Source organism: Paraburkholderia strydomiana, from assembly GCF_046030495.1.
GTDB classification, from domain to species: Bacteria; Pseudomonadota; Gammaproteobacteria; order Burkholderiales; family Burkholderiaceae; genus Paraburkholderia; species Paraburkholderia strydomiana_A.
Window position 1 is genome coordinate 1 of the sequence record NZ_JAQQCJ010000051.1, and the last position, 13,619, is coordinate 13,619.

Annotated in this window: 13 protein-coding genes; 6 read left to right on the forward strand and 7 right to left on the reverse strand. The window is 60.2% G+C overall.

The window, feature by feature from the left end; genetic code table 11:
• Positions 1–109: 109 nt before the first annotated feature.
• Positions 110–1,042 carry a LysR family transcriptional regulator gene (locus PQQ53_RS34495; protein WP_091801194.1) on the reverse strand — a complete coding sequence of 311 codons (933 nt, stop codon included), beginning with the start codon at positions 1,040–1,042 and terminating at the stop codon, positions 110–112.
• Positions 1,043–1,389: 347 nt separating this feature from the next.
• Between PQQ53_RS34495 and PQQ53_RS34500 the strand changes: the two genes are divergently transcribed.
• The 3 genes from PQQ53_RS34500 (at position 1,390) to PQQ53_RS34510 (ending at position 4,734) form a co-directional block, all read left to right on the forward strand.
• Complete coding sequence (locus PQQ53_RS34500) at positions 1,390–2,703, forward strand: serine hydrolase domain-containing protein (protein ID WP_091801197.1); 1,314 nt, start codon at positions 1,390–1,392, stop codon at positions 2,701–2,703.
• Positions 2,704–2,766: 63 nt separating this feature from the next.
• Entirely contained in the window at positions 2,767–3,633 is an 867-nt protein-coding gene (locus tag PQQ53_RS34505; protein ID WP_408329142.1) for an NmrA family NAD(P)-binding protein, read from the forward strand.
• An 81-nt stretch (positions 3,634–3,714) separates the two neighbouring features.
• Positions 3,715–4,734: an aldo/keto reductase gene (locus tag PQQ53_RS34510; RefSeq protein ID WP_408158149.1), complete on the forward strand. Its 1,020-nt coding sequence runs from the start codon at positions 3,715–3,717 to the stop codon at positions 4,732–4,734.
• 389 nt (positions 4,735–5,123) lie between these two features.
• Here PQQ53_RS34510 and PQQ53_RS34515 read toward each other — a convergent pair whose 3' ends face one another.
• A complete protein-coding gene (locus PQQ53_RS34515; protein ID WP_408329153.1) occupies positions 5,124–5,972 on the reverse strand; it encodes an AraC family transcriptional regulator in 849 nt (282 codons plus the stop codon).
• Between the two features lie 219 nt (positions 5,973–6,191).
• Between PQQ53_RS34515 and PQQ53_RS34520 the strand changes: the two genes are divergently transcribed.
• Positions 6,192–7,175: an oxidoreductase gene (locus PQQ53_RS34520; RefSeq protein ID WP_408158145.1), complete on the forward strand. Its 984-nt coding sequence runs from the start codon at positions 6,192–6,194 to the stop codon at positions 7,173–7,175.
• A 6-nt stretch (positions 7,176–7,181) separates the two neighbouring features.
• Here the strand turns inward: PQQ53_RS34520 and PQQ53_RS34525 are convergent, their stop codons facing one another.
• Complete coding sequence (locus tag PQQ53_RS34525; protein WP_408329145.1) at positions 7,182–7,811, reverse strand: glutathione S-transferase family protein; 630 nt, start codon at positions 7,809–7,811, stop codon at positions 7,182–7,184.
• A 244-nt stretch (positions 7,812–8,055) separates the two neighbouring features.
• On the opposite strand from PQQ53_RS34525, the gene PQQ53_RS34530 reads away from it, so the two are divergent.
• Both PQQ53_RS34530 and PQQ53_RS34535 read left to right on the forward strand, forming a co-directional pair.
• On the forward strand, positions 8,056–9,165 hold the full coding sequence (locus PQQ53_RS34530) for an alkene reductase (RefSeq protein ID WP_408329148.1): 1,110 nt from the start codon (positions 8,056–8,058) through the stop codon (positions 9,163–9,165).
• Positions 9,166–9,389: 224 nt separating this feature from the next.
• Positions 9,390–10,322: a LysR family transcriptional regulator gene (locus PQQ53_RS34535; protein WP_408157469.1), complete on the forward strand. Its 933-nt coding sequence runs from the start codon at positions 9,390–9,392 to the stop codon at positions 10,320–10,322.
• Here PQQ53_RS34535 and PQQ53_RS34540 read toward each other — a convergent pair.
• The 4 genes from PQQ53_RS34540 to PQQ53_RS34555 all read right to left on the reverse strand — a co-directional run bounded on the left by PQQ53_RS34540 (position 10,299) and on the right by PQQ53_RS34555 (position 13,225).
• Complete coding sequence (locus PQQ53_RS34540; protein ID WP_408157471.1) at positions 10,299–11,015, reverse strand: SDR family oxidoreductase; 717 nt, start codon at positions 11,013–11,015, stop codon at positions 10,299–10,301. The two genes, PQQ53_RS34535 and PQQ53_RS34540, sit on opposite strands and share 24 nt — an antisense overlap.
• A 91-nt stretch (positions 11,016–11,106) precedes the next feature.
• The gene (locus PQQ53_RS34545) at positions 11,107–11,778 is read right to left on the reverse strand and encodes a peroxiredoxin-like family protein (RefSeq protein WP_408329151.1); all 672 of its coding nucleotides are present in this window, start codon (positions 11,776–11,778) and stop codon (positions 11,107–11,109) included.
• A gap of 39 nt (positions 11,779–11,817) precedes the next feature.
• Complete coding sequence (locus PQQ53_RS34550) at positions 11,818–12,594, reverse strand: enoyl-CoA hydratase/isomerase family protein (RefSeq protein WP_408157475.1); 777 nt, start codon at positions 12,592–12,594, stop codon at positions 11,818–11,820.
• A gap of 61 nt (positions 12,595–12,655) precedes the next feature.
• Positions 12,656–13,225, reverse strand: a complete 570-nt coding sequence (locus PQQ53_RS34555) for a carboxymuconolactone decarboxylase family protein (protein ID WP_408157477.1) — start codon at positions 13,223–13,225, stop codon at positions 12,656–12,658.
• Positions 13,226–13,619: the final 394 nt, after the last annotated feature.

A 13,619-nucleotide genomic window follows, 5' to 3' on the forward strand; every position in this document is an offset into this window, starting at 1 on the left:
GATCTTCGGCAACCGGCCAGCACTGGACGTTCGTAACCTGATCATGGCAGACCGCAACCCATACGTAACCGGCCATTTGATATGGCCTCGCCAGTCCGCCGCGACAGCATTAGCGCGTCCCGGCGCGCTCGTGATTGCCTGTCAGTTCCACCACGAAGTCAAGAAAAGCGCGGGTCTTTGCCGGCACGTGGTGCCGGGACGCGTAGTAGACGTATAACGGATACCGTTCGTCTACCCATTCGGGAAAGAGATTGATCAATCGGCCGTCAGCAATCAGAGGCTCGGCACCGAGCCGCAACATCTGCGCAATTCCTGAACCGGCGAGACATGCGTTGAGCAGGGCACCCGGATCATTGACCGTGAGTCGTCCCTGAGTGTCGACCACAATGCGCCTTCGCTTGCGATGAAATTCCCACTGGAACGGCTTGCCTGTCTCCGGGTTGCGAAATTCAAGGCATCTGTGGCTTCGACCTTGCAGGTCCTCGGGTTTTGCCGGCCGTCCCCAGCGAGCAACGTACGAGGGCGCAGCGACAGTCACGATGCGGGTGTCGAGCAGCTTTCTCGCGATCAGGGTAGACGCTTTGGGTTCGCCGAATCGCACGGCGAGGTCGAAGCCGTCCATGACGAGGTCGCCAAGACTGTCTCGCGCGATGAACTCGATTTCGAGTTCGGGGTGTGCGTCCATGAACGCATCGAGTTGTTGCCCGAGGATGGTCCGGTAGACGACAGGATCCAGATTGATTCTCAGCTTTCCACGCACAGCGGACGCGCCGCCTGCCGCAGCGGCCGCTGCTTCCTCAAGTCCGGCGAGATGGGGCATGACCTGCTCGTAAAAGCGGCGGCCCTCTTCAGTCAGGGAGACGGAGCGCGTTGTTCGGCTGAAGAGCCGGATGTTCAACCTTTTTTCCAGCCGCGCAATTGCCCGACTGACGCCGGGCGGCGTCATTCCTATCACCTCCGAAGCGGCCACAAACGTTCCCGCATCCACTACGGCGGCGAACACGCTAATGCTGCCGGAAAGCTTCTCGCTACTGGATCTCATGGTTGCTCGGGTTAATACGTGTTGAAAGCGCGACCGACCACCTGAATGCGAACGCTGCGCCGCGCAGCAGTGCTGGACCTGTCCATGGATCATGCCAAATCGGTGACGCGTTGTCACTTATCTGATGACATCCATATCATTTTGTTTCGTTTGGTGCTTGTCCAGAATACGTCTCACCGAGACATTCGGTCTCGCCAATCGAAAGGAAATCGCCATGCACAGCCCATTTTCATCGTTGCTCTGGCGACCGCTGGACGCATCAACTGGAACTGATCGCGGCGCGCGTTGCTCGCCCCCCACCGAAGCACTGTGATGCCGCGATTCATTCATTCGGAAAGGAACGGAAAATGGCAGTTCAAACGGATCGTCGTCGCCTCCTGAAGGGAGCGTCGAGCCTGCTGGCTCTTGCGACACTTGGTGGCGTTGCAAGCCGCGACGCGCGGGCAGTACCGCAGCGTGCGAGTGGCGACGCCGCGCTGGCCGATCACCCGGCCCACAGTTCGATCGATCAATGCCTGCAACGGGCGGTGGACGACGGCACGGTGGTTGGTGTTGTCGCCATGGGCGCAACGGACCGCGGACTGGTTTACGAGGGAGCGTGTGGCCGGGCGAATGCTCGCACCGGCGAGGCTATTAGTCCTGACACAGTCTTCTGGCTCCTGTCGATGACAAAAGCGATTACCGCAACCGCGTGCATGCAGCTCATCGAACAGGGCAGACTGCGGCTGGATCAACCTGCGGGCGAGATCCTGCCGCAGTTGAAGTCGCCTCAAATCCTCGATGGATTCGACGTCTCGGGGCAGTCGAAGCTGCGTCCTGCGCGCAATGCGATTACGGTGCGTCATCTGCTCACGCATACCTCCGGCTTTACCTACAGCATCTGGAGCGACAAGCTCAGTCGGTACGAGACGGTAACGGGCATGCCGGACATCGGCTATTCGATGAACGGTGCATTCGCGGCGCCGCTCGAGTTCGAGCCGGGCGAGCGCTGGGAGTACGGCATTAGCATGGACTGGGTCGGCAAACTGGTCGAGGCCGTGACCGATCAGTCGCTGGAAGTCTACTTCCGCGAGCACATCTTCGATCCACTGGGCATGCGCAACACGGGCTTTCTCATCGGTAGCAAGCAGAAGCAGCGCGTCGCTACCATGCACAGGCGTCAGGCGGACGGCTCACTTGCGCCCGAGCCGTTCGAGATCAACCAGCGCCCCGAATTTTTCATGGGCGGAGGCGGACTCTTCAGCACACCGCGCGATTACATGGCGTTTCTGCAGATGCTGTTGAACGGCGGCACGTATGGCGGCGAACGCGTGCTGCGCGCCGACACCGTCGCGACGATGTTCCGCAATCACATTGGCGATCTGCAGGTCGCGGAAATGAGGACCGCGCAGCCGTCGTGGTCGAACAGCTTCGATCAGTTTCCGGGGACCGCGCACAAGTGGGGGCTGTCGTTCGACATCAATACAGAGCAAGGACCCCACGGACGAAGCGCTGGCAGCGTGAGCTGGGCCGGGTTGTTGAACACCTACTTTTGGGTCGATCCGGTGAATCGGGTCGCCGGATCGCTCTTTACGCAGATGCTGCCCTTCTACGATGCGCGCGTCGTGAACCTATACGGACAGTTCGAGCAGGCGTTTTACGACGGTTTGGGTCGCGCCTGAGCGATTGACCGTCGGCACATCCACGCTGCGTCACCCGATATATCCACACATGGAGAACGAGCAATGTATGCAATCACAGGAATCACCGGCAAGGTGGGCGGCGCACTGGCCCGCGAACTGCTGGCTACTGGTCAGCCGGTGCGCGCAGTCGTACGCGATGCGACGCGGGCAGAGGCGTGGGCAGAGCGAGGTTGCGAGATCGCGACGGCTTTCATGGAAGACCCTTCGTCGCTCGCCGCCGCGTTCGAAGGCGCGACAGGCGCTTTCATCCTGCCGCCTTCGGAGTTCGATCCGGAGCCCGGGTTTCCTGAAGCGCGCACAGTGATTGAGGCAGTGTCCGCCGCACTCCTGAACGCGCGGCCGGACAAGGTCGTTTGCCTCTCGACGATCGGCGCACAGGCCGACGAGGTCAACCTGCTCACTCAACGCACGCTGATGGAGCAGGCGCTGCGCGAGATGCCGATGCCTGTGACCTTCCTGCGGCCTGCCTGGTTCATGGAGAACGCCGCATGGGATGTTGCGTCTGCAAGCGACGATGGCGTCGTTGCCAGTTACCTGCAGCCGCTCGACAAGCCGGTGCCGATGGTCGCCACCGCGGACGTAGGCCGCGTTGCTGCTGAACTGCTTCAGCAGACGTGGCGCGGTGTGCGCATCGTCGAGCTTGAGGGCCCACGCCGGGTGAGTCCTAACGATCTCGCAGTCGCTTTCGCCGGCGTGCTGCGTCGTCAGGTGCGTGCGGAAGTTGTCGAAAGGCAGACGTGGGAAGCGCTGTTCCGCAAGCAGGGCATGAAGCATCCTCTACCTCGCATGCGCATGCTGGACGGCTTCAACGAAGACTGGATCGATTTCGAAAGCAGCTCTGACGAAATCTTGCGCGGCCACGTCGAACTGGAGACCGTTCTGCGCGAGCTTGTGTTGCGTCGAATCTGACCAGAGCCGAGGGCGCGACGCGTGGACTCCAGGTTTTACTCTACCGATGCATCAGATTTTCGTTCAAACAAGGAATACATGATGGAATACAGCACACTTGGCAGAACCGGGCTACGCGTCTCACGGCTGAGCCTGGGCGCAATGACGTTCGGTGCTGGCTCGGGCATCTGGGGCAATATTGCCGGCTTGAATAGCGATCAGGCCGCCCGGCTCGTCGCGATGGCCGTGGAACGTGGAGTCAACCTGATCGACACGGCGGACGCCTATTCGCAAGGTCGCTCAGAAGAGGTCGTGGGCCATGTGCTGAAAGCGCAGGGGCTGGACGAAGATCGAATGCTCGTCGCGACCAAGGTTCGGCTACGTACCGGCACCGGCCAGAACGAAGTGGGATTGGGCCGCTCACACATCATGCGCTCGGTCGAGACAAGCCTGAAGAGACTCGGTCGCGATCACATCGACCTGTTCCAGTTGCATGACCGTGACGCGCTTCTTCCGCTCGACGAGACGCTTCGTGTGCTGGACGACCTCGTCACGCAGGGCAAAATCCGCCATATTGGCGTGTGCAATTTCAGTGCAGGCGATCTCGAGCGGGCCGTCGGGATAACGTCCCGTACCGATCGGGCTCATGTCGTGAGCAATCAGGTGCACTATTCGCTGACGAGCCGCGATATCGAACTCGAGATCATGCCGGTTGCAGCCACAAACAGAATGGGCCTTCTGGTCTGGAGTCCGCTCGCAGGTGGCTACTTGAGCGGCAAGTACTCGCAGAATGGCGAAGCTGCCGGGCGGCGTGCGAAGCTCGACTTTCCGCCGGTTGATACAGTGAGGGCGGAGCCGATCCTCGCAGTATTGCGTGAAGTCGCCGACGAACTGGCGGCCACGCCGGCTCAAGTCTCATTGGGTTGGTTGCTTGCGCGCGAGCAGATCACTTCTGTCATTATCGGAGCCCGCTCGTGCGAGCAACTCGCAGCTAACCTCGATGCACAGAATCTCGCACTAACCTCCGAACAGTGCGCGCGGCTCGATAAAGTATCTGAACCGTCAGTTCCCTTCCCCTACTGGATGCAACGCTTCCATGACCGGGATCGCGTCTGCGGATGAGGGGCGAGCATCGGGAATCCTGCCTGCGCGAGGCGGTTGAATGGGGAATGCCTGTGGCCATGTGCGGCAGCTCATCCTCGAATAACCGCCGTTCGAATTCTGCGGCTGGCCGACCGGAATGGGTCGGACTGAGCCAATCAGCATCGGGCAGCGGGCGTCCAGCAAGGGACGTTCGCGTCATATTACGAGTGCCAATCGAACGGCGCTTTTGGCCGCCGGAGCGGTCTGTGACAACTTCAACCCAGCACTGTGGCGCCTTAAAACGCGATAAAAGCCATCGTCGCAGACGTTGAGTCTCAAACTCGAACTGTTAATCCCATCCGCGCGAATTAACCAAGACGCCGGCCCGGACGATAGTGATGGAGATTGTTCACGCGAGGATTGCCTCTTCAATCCGGAAGAGTGGCTCCCGCCAACATGCACTGTTGCGCTCGATACGCTTTGGGCGAGCACGCCATCACCCGTTTGAATGCGCTACTGAACGCACTATCCGAGTCGTAGCCGAGCATCTGCGCGATTGACGATATCGTACTGTCACGCATGCGCAACTCGCGGCAAGCCAGATGTATTCGCCAGCGCATCACGTAGTCGAGAGGAGTGTGACCGACTTTCTTTCGAAAATGGAGGGCAAAAGTCGAACGCGAGACACTGGCAAGCGCGGCCAGTTCAGCCACCGTCCAGCGACGCGCCGGTTCTGCGTGGATCGCTTCGATGACGGCATTGAGCCGCGAATCGGACAATGCGAACAACCATCCCACTGCGTTTTCCTGAGCGCCTGCCGCATGAAGCCGAAGCACCTGAATCAGCATCATGTGCCCCAGGTTTTGAGCCATCAGGGACGAGCCGGAGACTGGGCACGCGAGTTCATGCGCGAGACGTTGCAATGCCCATTGGAGCACCGAAGCCGGCTCGGATGCGCCATTGATAACGATTACCGGCGGCAGGATATCGAGCAACCGCTTCGCTTCATCCGTGAACGAGAAGGCGCCGCCGATCAGGAATACGTCCTCGGCTGTGCCGTAATGCGCTACGCCGTCCGTCGCCGTGCGGAACACATCGGCTGCGTCGGTCAGTTCGAATTCCAGATTGCTGGCAAGCGTAAAGCGGCGGGATTGCGTCAACAGGAAACAGTCGCCCGCCTGAAGATGCAGAGGACCGGCGAGGCCGTCGACCGAAAGGAAGCAGGCACCTTCCACCAACGCATTGAACTTCAGGCCCGCCGGAGGCGGAAATGAGATTGCCTACTCACCACCGGCCTTCAGTCCGGCGAAATGGGCGGTGCGCGCGCTCAAGTGCGAAAGGACGTCAGATAAAGGATCCATGAAAATAATTGGACGATCGCGATAGAAATACAGATTCTAGTGCATTCCACGTCCGGGATCGATCTCTGACAATACGTCGAAGCGATGCAGACAGTCTTGTCCGCAGACAACCCGCAATTGACGAGGAATCATTAGATGACGAGCACACAAATACCGCTTCATACGGATTTCGACTCCGCGACGACAGCGACAGGCGTGCTGGACGGATGCGACCTGTCGGGCATGACAGCCGTTATCACTGGCGGCTATTCGGGTCTCGGTCTCGAGGCAGCGCGTGCTTTAGCTAACGTAGGCGTATCGGTCGTCGTGCCTGCCCGCGACGTTGCGAAAGCGAAGGCGGCGTTGCGCGGCATCGAACAGATCGAACTTGCGCCGTTGGACCTGATGGACCCCGCATCTATCGACGCATTCGCACAGCAGTTTCTTGCGTCTGGTAGGCCTTTGCATATCCTGCTGAACGCTGCGGGAATCATGGCCGCGCCGTTACGGAGAGACAGCCGGGGTTACGAATCTCAGTTCTCGACGAACCATCTGGGTCATTTCCAGCTGACGGCCCGTTTGTGGCCGGCGTTACTTCGAGCAAATGGAGCGCGAGTGGTGTCGGTATCGTCGCTTGGTCATCGTTTGTCTCCCGTTGATTTCGACGATCCCAATTTCGATCGGCGGCCCTACGACAAATGGATTGCGTATGGGCAGTCGAAAACTGCCAACGCCCTGTTTGCTGTCGGCGCAGACGGTCTGGGTGAAGCGGAGGGTATTCGCGCATTCAGTCTGCATCCCGGCTCAATCTTCACACCGCTCTCACGTCATCTGGATATAGACGACTATCGCCGTGTGGGTGCCGCCGACGCAGACGGCAATCTGCTATCGACTGAACAGGCGGGTTTCAAGACCGTCGAACAGGGCGCCGCCACGCTCGTGTGGTGCGCCACGAGTCATCAGCTCGACGGCATGGGCGGCGTCTATTGCGAGGACTGCGATATCGCGCCTCTGGCCGTGTCCGAAAACGAAAAAGCCGGCGTGCGCCCTTGGGCAGTCGATCCGGAGCTAGCGCGCCGGTTATGGACGATGAGCGAGCAGTTGACCGGCGTACGCTTTCCTGCCGGTCAACATGCGTGACAGACATCACGCATTCGTACTCGCAAGCTGTTCGAGTTTCCCGATTGCCTTCGTGACTGCCGGCCGTGCAAGCATCGCGTCGTACCAGCGTTGCACATGTGGCGTCTCGTCGAGCGTCAGGTCCGGGAACGCGCGTCGCCATATCCATCCAAAGTGGGCGATATCCGCGATGGAGTATTCATCACCCGCGACGAATGGCTGCACGGCAAGAATCGCATCGAGCAGTCTCAGTTGACGGTTCGCTTCGCCCGAAAAGCGCTCGATGGCGTGCGGCAGCGGCTGCGGTGCAAATTTGAGGAAGTAGCCCGCCTGCCCAAAGGCCGGGCTCAGCCCCGACGCATGAACAAACAGCTGTTCAAACGTTCGCGCCCGGCGCACCGGATCTTGTGAGAGCAGCTTGCCGTGCTTCTCGGCGAGATAAACGAGAATGGCCGCTGACTCGGTCAGCGTGAAATCGCGGTCGTCCGTGGTGAGCACGGGCACTTTGCCGTTGGCATTCAATGCGAGGAATGCATCGGTTTTCTGTTCGCCCTTGCGAACGTTGACTGCATGCAGCGTGTAGTCGATTCCGAGTTCTTCGAGTGCGATCGGTACCTTGACGGAATTGGGCGTGGCGAATGCATGAACGTGGTACATGGCGTGTGATCCTTTAATAGAGATACCGGCTTGACGTGAGACGAACTTTGCGCGGCATTCGATCTCCGGTGAAGTCCGGCCGAAGTGATAAGCGCTATTCCTGCAAGGAATGACTCAGCACGCGTGACGCGGGATGCTTCTCGCTATTCCGTGCAGGAATGACAGCTATTGCCCGGTGCTGTCTTCTGCAGATTCGCGCTTACCCTGAAGATCCAAAGGTCTTCTCCTTTTTCAGGTACGCGCAATGATCACTCTCTTTACTCAAACTCAAGTTGGTCCTTATCCGGTCAGCCACCGTGTCGTCATGGCGCCGCTCACACGGATGCGCACAGACGCGCAGAACGTCCCCGGCGATCTGATGGTCGAGTACTACGCGCAACGCGCTTCGTCGGGAGGCTTGCTGATTTCCGATGCGACATCCGTGTCTCCTCTCGGCTTCGCCTATGTGGGCGCGCCGGGCATCTACACCGAAGCACACGCGCGCGGCTGGAGACGCGTTACCGACGCTGTCCACGCGAAAGGCGGACGTATCTTTCTGCAACTGTGGCATGCGGGACGACAGGCGCATCCTGCCAACATCGGCGGAGAATTGCCGGTCGCGCCTTCTGCCGTACGCGCCTATGAACACTCGGCAATTCACGACGAAAACGGGCGCGTTATCGAGATCGAGCAGGTCGTCCCGCGCGCACTCGCGCTGGAAGAGATTCCCGGCGTGATCGAAGAATTTCGTCACGCTGCGACGCTGGCGAAACAGGCTGGTTTCGACGGTGTCGAACTGCATGCCGCTAATGGTTATCTGCCCGACCAGTTTCTGCAGGACGGCTCGAATCATCGTACGGACGCGTACGGCGGCTCGCTTGAGAATCGGGCGCGCTTTCTGTTCGAAGTGATCGAAGCAATCGCTTCGGTGTGGGATGCAGACCAGATCGCCGTCCGTCTTTCGCCGGGAAGCTCGTACGGCACGATGTCCGATAGCGATCCGCATGCCACGTTCGGCTATGTCGCGCGTCGTCTGGATGGCTATGGTCTCGCGTATCTGCATGTCGTCGAGCCGCGTGTGCGCGGTAACGAAGACGTCGCTGCAGCGGCGTCCGCGGTCTCGGCGAGAGACTTGCGGCAAGTGTTCAAAGGCACAGTCATCGCAGCGGGCGGCTTTACTGCGGACAGCGCACATCGAATGATCGAAGCAGGCGATGCCGATCTCGTGGCGTTCGGGCGTCTGTTTATCTCCAACCCGGATTTGCCCGAGCGATTGCGCGTTGGCGCGCCGCTGAACCGTTACGACCGGTCGACGTTCTATGGTGGCAATGCGCGCGGTTACACCGATTATTCCTTCCATAGCGCGCGCCGGTGATCTGAACCGGACTGCACGCGTCTCAACCGGCCCCGCCGCAGAATCGTCTGCGGCGGGGCCGGTTGACTTTGCGGATTGTGTTCGTCAATCGGGCTTGCGGCGCGAATTGCAGAGCGGGCGCGAGGTGATCAAATTCATTGTCGGTGTTCTGACGCGCTAGACTCCCGGCTGAACAACTCGTAGCCACGACACGGACTTCAAGGTCCTCAAGGAGAAGCAGCAGCATGGACCGGATGGCAGCAATGGAAACGTACGTCAGCGTCGTGGAGGCGGGCTCATTCTCGGCAGCCGCCAAGCGGCTCAAGCTCGGGCAACCGGCTGTTTCGAAGTCGATCGCGCAACTCGAGGAGCGGCTCGGCGTGCGGCTCCTGTTGCGCTCGACTCGCGGCCTGACGCCCACTGATGCAGGTCAGCGCTTCTACGAGCATGCAAGGCGCGCAATCGAAGAAGTGGATCTCGCCGAGCATGTCGCGCGAGACGCGTCTACCGGACTGTCCGGCGTACTGCGCGTCAGCGCGGCCGTGACGTTCGCGCGGTTGCATATCCTGCCCGCGCTGAAGACGTTTCTGGACCGGCACCCTAACTTGCAGATCGATATCGTGCTGGACGATCGCACCATCGATCTGCTCGGACAAGGCGTGGACGTGGCGCTGCGCATGGGCTCGCTAGACGACTCGACGATGACCGCACGCCGCATTGCGCAAAGCCGTCGACGGGTTGTTGGAACGCCTGCGTATCTCGCTGAAGCGGGTGTGCCGAAGACGCCTGCCGATCTCAGCCAGCATCAGGTGATCGTGTATTCGTTGCGAGGCGGCGGTGAGTCGTGGGCGTTCAGCCAGCACGGCAAGGAAGTGGCGGTGGTGGTGTCCGGACGCGTCAGCGTGAGCGCCGCCGAGGGCATGCGTACGGCCTTGCTCGGCGGTCTGGGCCTGGCGATTGCGTCGGAATGGATGTTCTCGCCGGAACTCGCCGACGGCACGGTGCAGGCCGTACTCACTGACTGGGAGTTGCCCTCGATCGATCTGTGGGCGGTCTTCCCGGCCGGACGTCTGGTGAGTGCGAAGGCGCGAGCGTTCGTCGCCTTCGTGGAGGAGGTACTTGGCGTCACAGGCGACAACCAGGGCCGCGCACCTTCAGAAAGCGAGCTTGCCGATTGATGCACCGCCGTCGACGTAAAGCGTCTGACCGGTCATGAAACCTGCCGCATCGGATAGCAGAAACGCGATCGTCGCGGCAATTTCATGAGGCTGGCCAAAGCGCCCCATCGGCACTGCGGACAGATAGCGCTTCTCGCCGTCGCTGCCGGGCGGGTTGTTCGCGCGAAACAGCACGGTTTCGGTTGGACCCGGCGCCACGGCATTCACCGTAATGCCCGTGCCCGCCAGTTCCAGCGCCCACGAACGTGCAAAGCTCACCAGCGCTGCTTTCGCTGCTGCATAGGCCGTGCGTTGCGTCATGCCGAGAATCGTCAGGCTGGAAATGTTCACGATGCGTCCCCAGCCGCGTTCCTGCATGCCGGGAAGGAGCGCCTGTACGGTCTGCACGGCAGGGTGGAGATTCAGCGCGAGAACGTCGTCGAGATCGTTTAGCGCGACTTCTCCCAGACGCTGCGGCCTGACTAGCGCGACGTTGTTCACCACGCCATCGAACGCATGACGTCGCACGAGGTCATCAAGGACAGCAGCAGTTGCAGCACGGTCGGCCAGATCGACGCGGACCAGTTCGCCCGGGAAATCGCTTGCTTCGCGCGCGAGGCCCACCACGTGGTGGCCGTCGGCAATCAGCCGCTCTGTCAACGCGAGGCCAATGCCTTTGGTCGCGCCGGTGATGAGAAATGTACGTTGTGTCATCAAATGTCCTTTTGAGAGCCAGAAGGAATCGAAAAGCCGCACCGGGTTCTCCGGCGCGGCGTGGCAGTTGCCTGGCGTTGAGCGGTCAGGCTCAGGTGTTGGCCGTGGCCTTTTCCAGAACCGGGAACATGTCCGACGGGTCCGGACGACGCGTGTAATCCGGGTTGACCTCCGAATACAGCACGATGCCATCCTGTCCGATGACGTAACGCGCGGGCATCGGCAAGCTCCAGCTCGGGTCGTTATTGAATGCGGGCAGATCGTTCTTCAGGTTTTTGTACAACTCGACCAGGTAGTCGGGCAACGCAAAGCGCAGGCCGAAGTCAGCGCCCGTCTGACCGTTCACGTCGCTCAGTACCGGAAATCCGAGTTCGTTGGTACGCACGGACTTGCGGCTATTGACCGCTGTCTGCGGCGAGATCGCCACGACGTTCGCACCATTGGCCTGAATCTGCGACAGCACTTCATTGATTGCCTGCAATTCGATGTTGCAATACGGGCACCAGACACCGCGATAAAACGTCACCACCAGCGGACCCTTCACCAGCAACGCAGCGGACGACACGTCGTTGCCATCCTGATCCTTGAGGTTGAAGTGCGGCGCGCGATCGCCGGCCTTGATCGCGCGGCCAGCTTGCCCGCTGGCAATCAGTTCTGCCGTGGCGCGTTCCATCACCGGATGAATCTCCGCCGGAGCGTTGAATGGCGGCTTGCCTGCCTTGAAATCGGCCCGGAATGCGTCGAGTTTGTCTTGCAGTGACATGAGTGTTCTCCGTGAAGAGTAAAAGAGGAATCGATAAATTCAGGCGGCGTTCTGCGCTGCCGCGATGCGCGCCACTTCGGCCGCGGTGATGCCTTCGAGCGCGAGGCCGTAACCGATGCCTTCGTCGATCACGCGACGCAGACGTTGAGTCAGTCCGATGCGGGTGTATTTGGTGGTGAGCGGCGGCTGCCTTGCGATCGTCGCGGCGATGGTGTGCGCACGTTCGAGCAACTGATCCGCAGGCACGATCTCGTTGACCACGCCCAGCGACTTTGCCTCTGCAGCGTCGAGCTTTTGCTGCGTGAGCACGAAGTACCGGCCGCGAATGCTGCCGATCATTTCCGGCCACAGCAGATGAACGCCATCATTGGGTGCAATACCGAATGCGGCATGCGGCATGTCCTGGAACACGGTCTCCGGCGTCGCCACCACGATGTCGCACAGCAGGACGTATTCCGAATGCAGCAAAACCGGGCCGTTTAGCGCGGCAATCATCGGCACTTCGATGTCCAGGATGTTCATCAGGATCTTGCGGCCTTCGCGGAAGATCTTGTCGTAGCCACGCGGTGTGAAGAAATCGAAACCTTCCGGAGAAATCGCATCCATGAACGCGTCGCCGCTTCCTGTCAGGATGACCACGCGGTTGTCCGGGTCTTCGCCGATCTGATGAAACATATCGGTGAACTGTTCATGCGTGTGGCCATTGAAGACGAGTTTCGCGCCATCGGTATGGAAGCGGACTTCGAGCACGCCGTCTGGTGTACGGGTCAGGCCGGCATTGGGATAAGCGTCTTTATAGCGGTCGAACGTGGACATGACGGTTTCTCGGCAATTTTGTGTGAGTTGGACGGGAGCCGTAAGGGCTCCCGGAGACGGCTTAGGCAGCAGCGACAGCGACGGGTTTGGTCCACTCGTTACCGGCCATGAAGCTGTCGAGTTCGGTGTGAACGATGTGGTTGGTGTAGTTGCTCATCACCTTGGTTGCCACGCCCAGAATCACTTCGAGGACGTTCTCACGGGTGTAGCCCGCAGCGAGAAATGCGTTGACATCGGCGTCGGGCACGAAGCCCCGTTCGCGCACCACGAGCGTCGTGAATCGATGCAGCGCTTCGAGCTTTGCATCGGGCAGAGGCGTGCCGGCGCGCAGCGCGGCGATCACGCAGGCATCCATTTTGATCATCTTGGCCAGCGTGCTGTGACCGGCCATGCAGTAATGGCAGTTGTTTTCGAAGTTCGATGTGAGGTAGACGACCTGCTGTTCGTGCGGTGTCAGCGTGCTCTTCGAGAACAGATCCCACAGCGCCGAGTAACCGGCGAGCAGTGCGGGCGACTCTGCCATATGCGCCTGAAGATTGGGGACGAAGCCAAAGGCGCGCTCCGTGTCTTCGAGGCTGGCTTTCGAGGCTTCTGGTGCGTTATCGATCGTGTAGGTCTGGAAGTGGCTCATCGTGTTGCTCCTGTTGGTTGACGGTGAGCAAATGATGAGGGTCAGTGCTTTTTCAAAGAAGGCAGGCGCTGTCGATAACAGTCATTCCACAGAGGCATAAAGCGAGGGACAACGAAGAGGGCGGACCGAAAAACGCTGACGCTCAACGCACCGGGAAGAATCGTTCAGGGTTCGGTCGACTACCTTCGACCATTCGACGTTGGCATGGGACGGGCCGCTTCAACTTCGAAAGCGGACGCACAACTCGCGGGGAACCATTGGCTGCTTAGGGTCGATAGGGTGAGGTCGCCAACGGCAACTTAGTGGCACTCCGGTTCGCGGAACCTGAATCTGGCTGAGTGACCGGTTCGGAGAAAGTTATCTGACCGGAGTGGGTCGAGCTTGTGTGAAAACA

Coding starts and splice junctions, on each gene's coding strand:
- PQQ53_RS34555 (WP_408157477.1), bottom strand. CDS start 13,225: ATGAGCCACTTCCAGACCTACACGATCGATAACGCACCAGAAGCCTCG.
- PQQ53_RS34530 (WP_408329148.1), top strand. CDS start 8,056: ATGATCACTCTCTTTACTCAAACTCAAGTTGGTCCTTATCCGGTCAGC.
- PQQ53_RS34525 (WP_408329145.1), bottom strand. CDS start 7,811: ATGTACCACGTTCATGCATTCGCCACGCCCAATTCCGTCAAGGTACCG.
- PQQ53_RS34520 (WP_408158145.1), top strand. CDS start 6,192: ATGACGAGCACACAAATACCGCTTCATACGGATTTCGACTCCGCGACG.
- PQQ53_RS34495 (WP_091801194.1), bottom strand. CDS start 1,042: ATGAGATCCAGTAGCGAGAAGCTTTCCGGCAGCATTAGCGTGTTCGCC.
- PQQ53_RS34510 (WP_408158149.1), top strand. CDS start 3,715: ATGGAATACAGCACACTTGGCAGAACCGGGCTACGCGTCTCACGGCTG.
- PQQ53_RS34500 (WP_091801197.1), top strand. CDS start 1,390: ATGGCAGTTCAAACGGATCGTCGTCGCCTCCTGAAGGGAGCGTCGAGC.
- PQQ53_RS34545 (WP_408329151.1), bottom strand. CDS start 11,778: ATGTCACTGCAAGACAAACTCGACGCATTCCGGGCCGATTTCAAGGCA.
- PQQ53_RS34535 (WP_408157469.1), top strand. CDS start 9,390: ATGGACCGGATGGCAGCAATGGAAACGTACGTCAGCGTCGTGGAGGCG.
- PQQ53_RS34550 (WP_408157475.1), bottom strand. CDS start 12,594: ATGTCCACGTTCGACCGCTATAAAGACGCTTATCCCAATGCCGGCCTG.
- PQQ53_RS34505 (WP_408329142.1), top strand. CDS start 2,767: ATGTATGCAATCACAGGAATCACCGGCAAGGTGGGCGGCGCACTGGCC.
- PQQ53_RS34540 (WP_408157471.1), bottom strand. CDS start 11,015: ATGACACAACGTACATTTCTCATCACCGGCGCGACCAAAGGCATTGGC.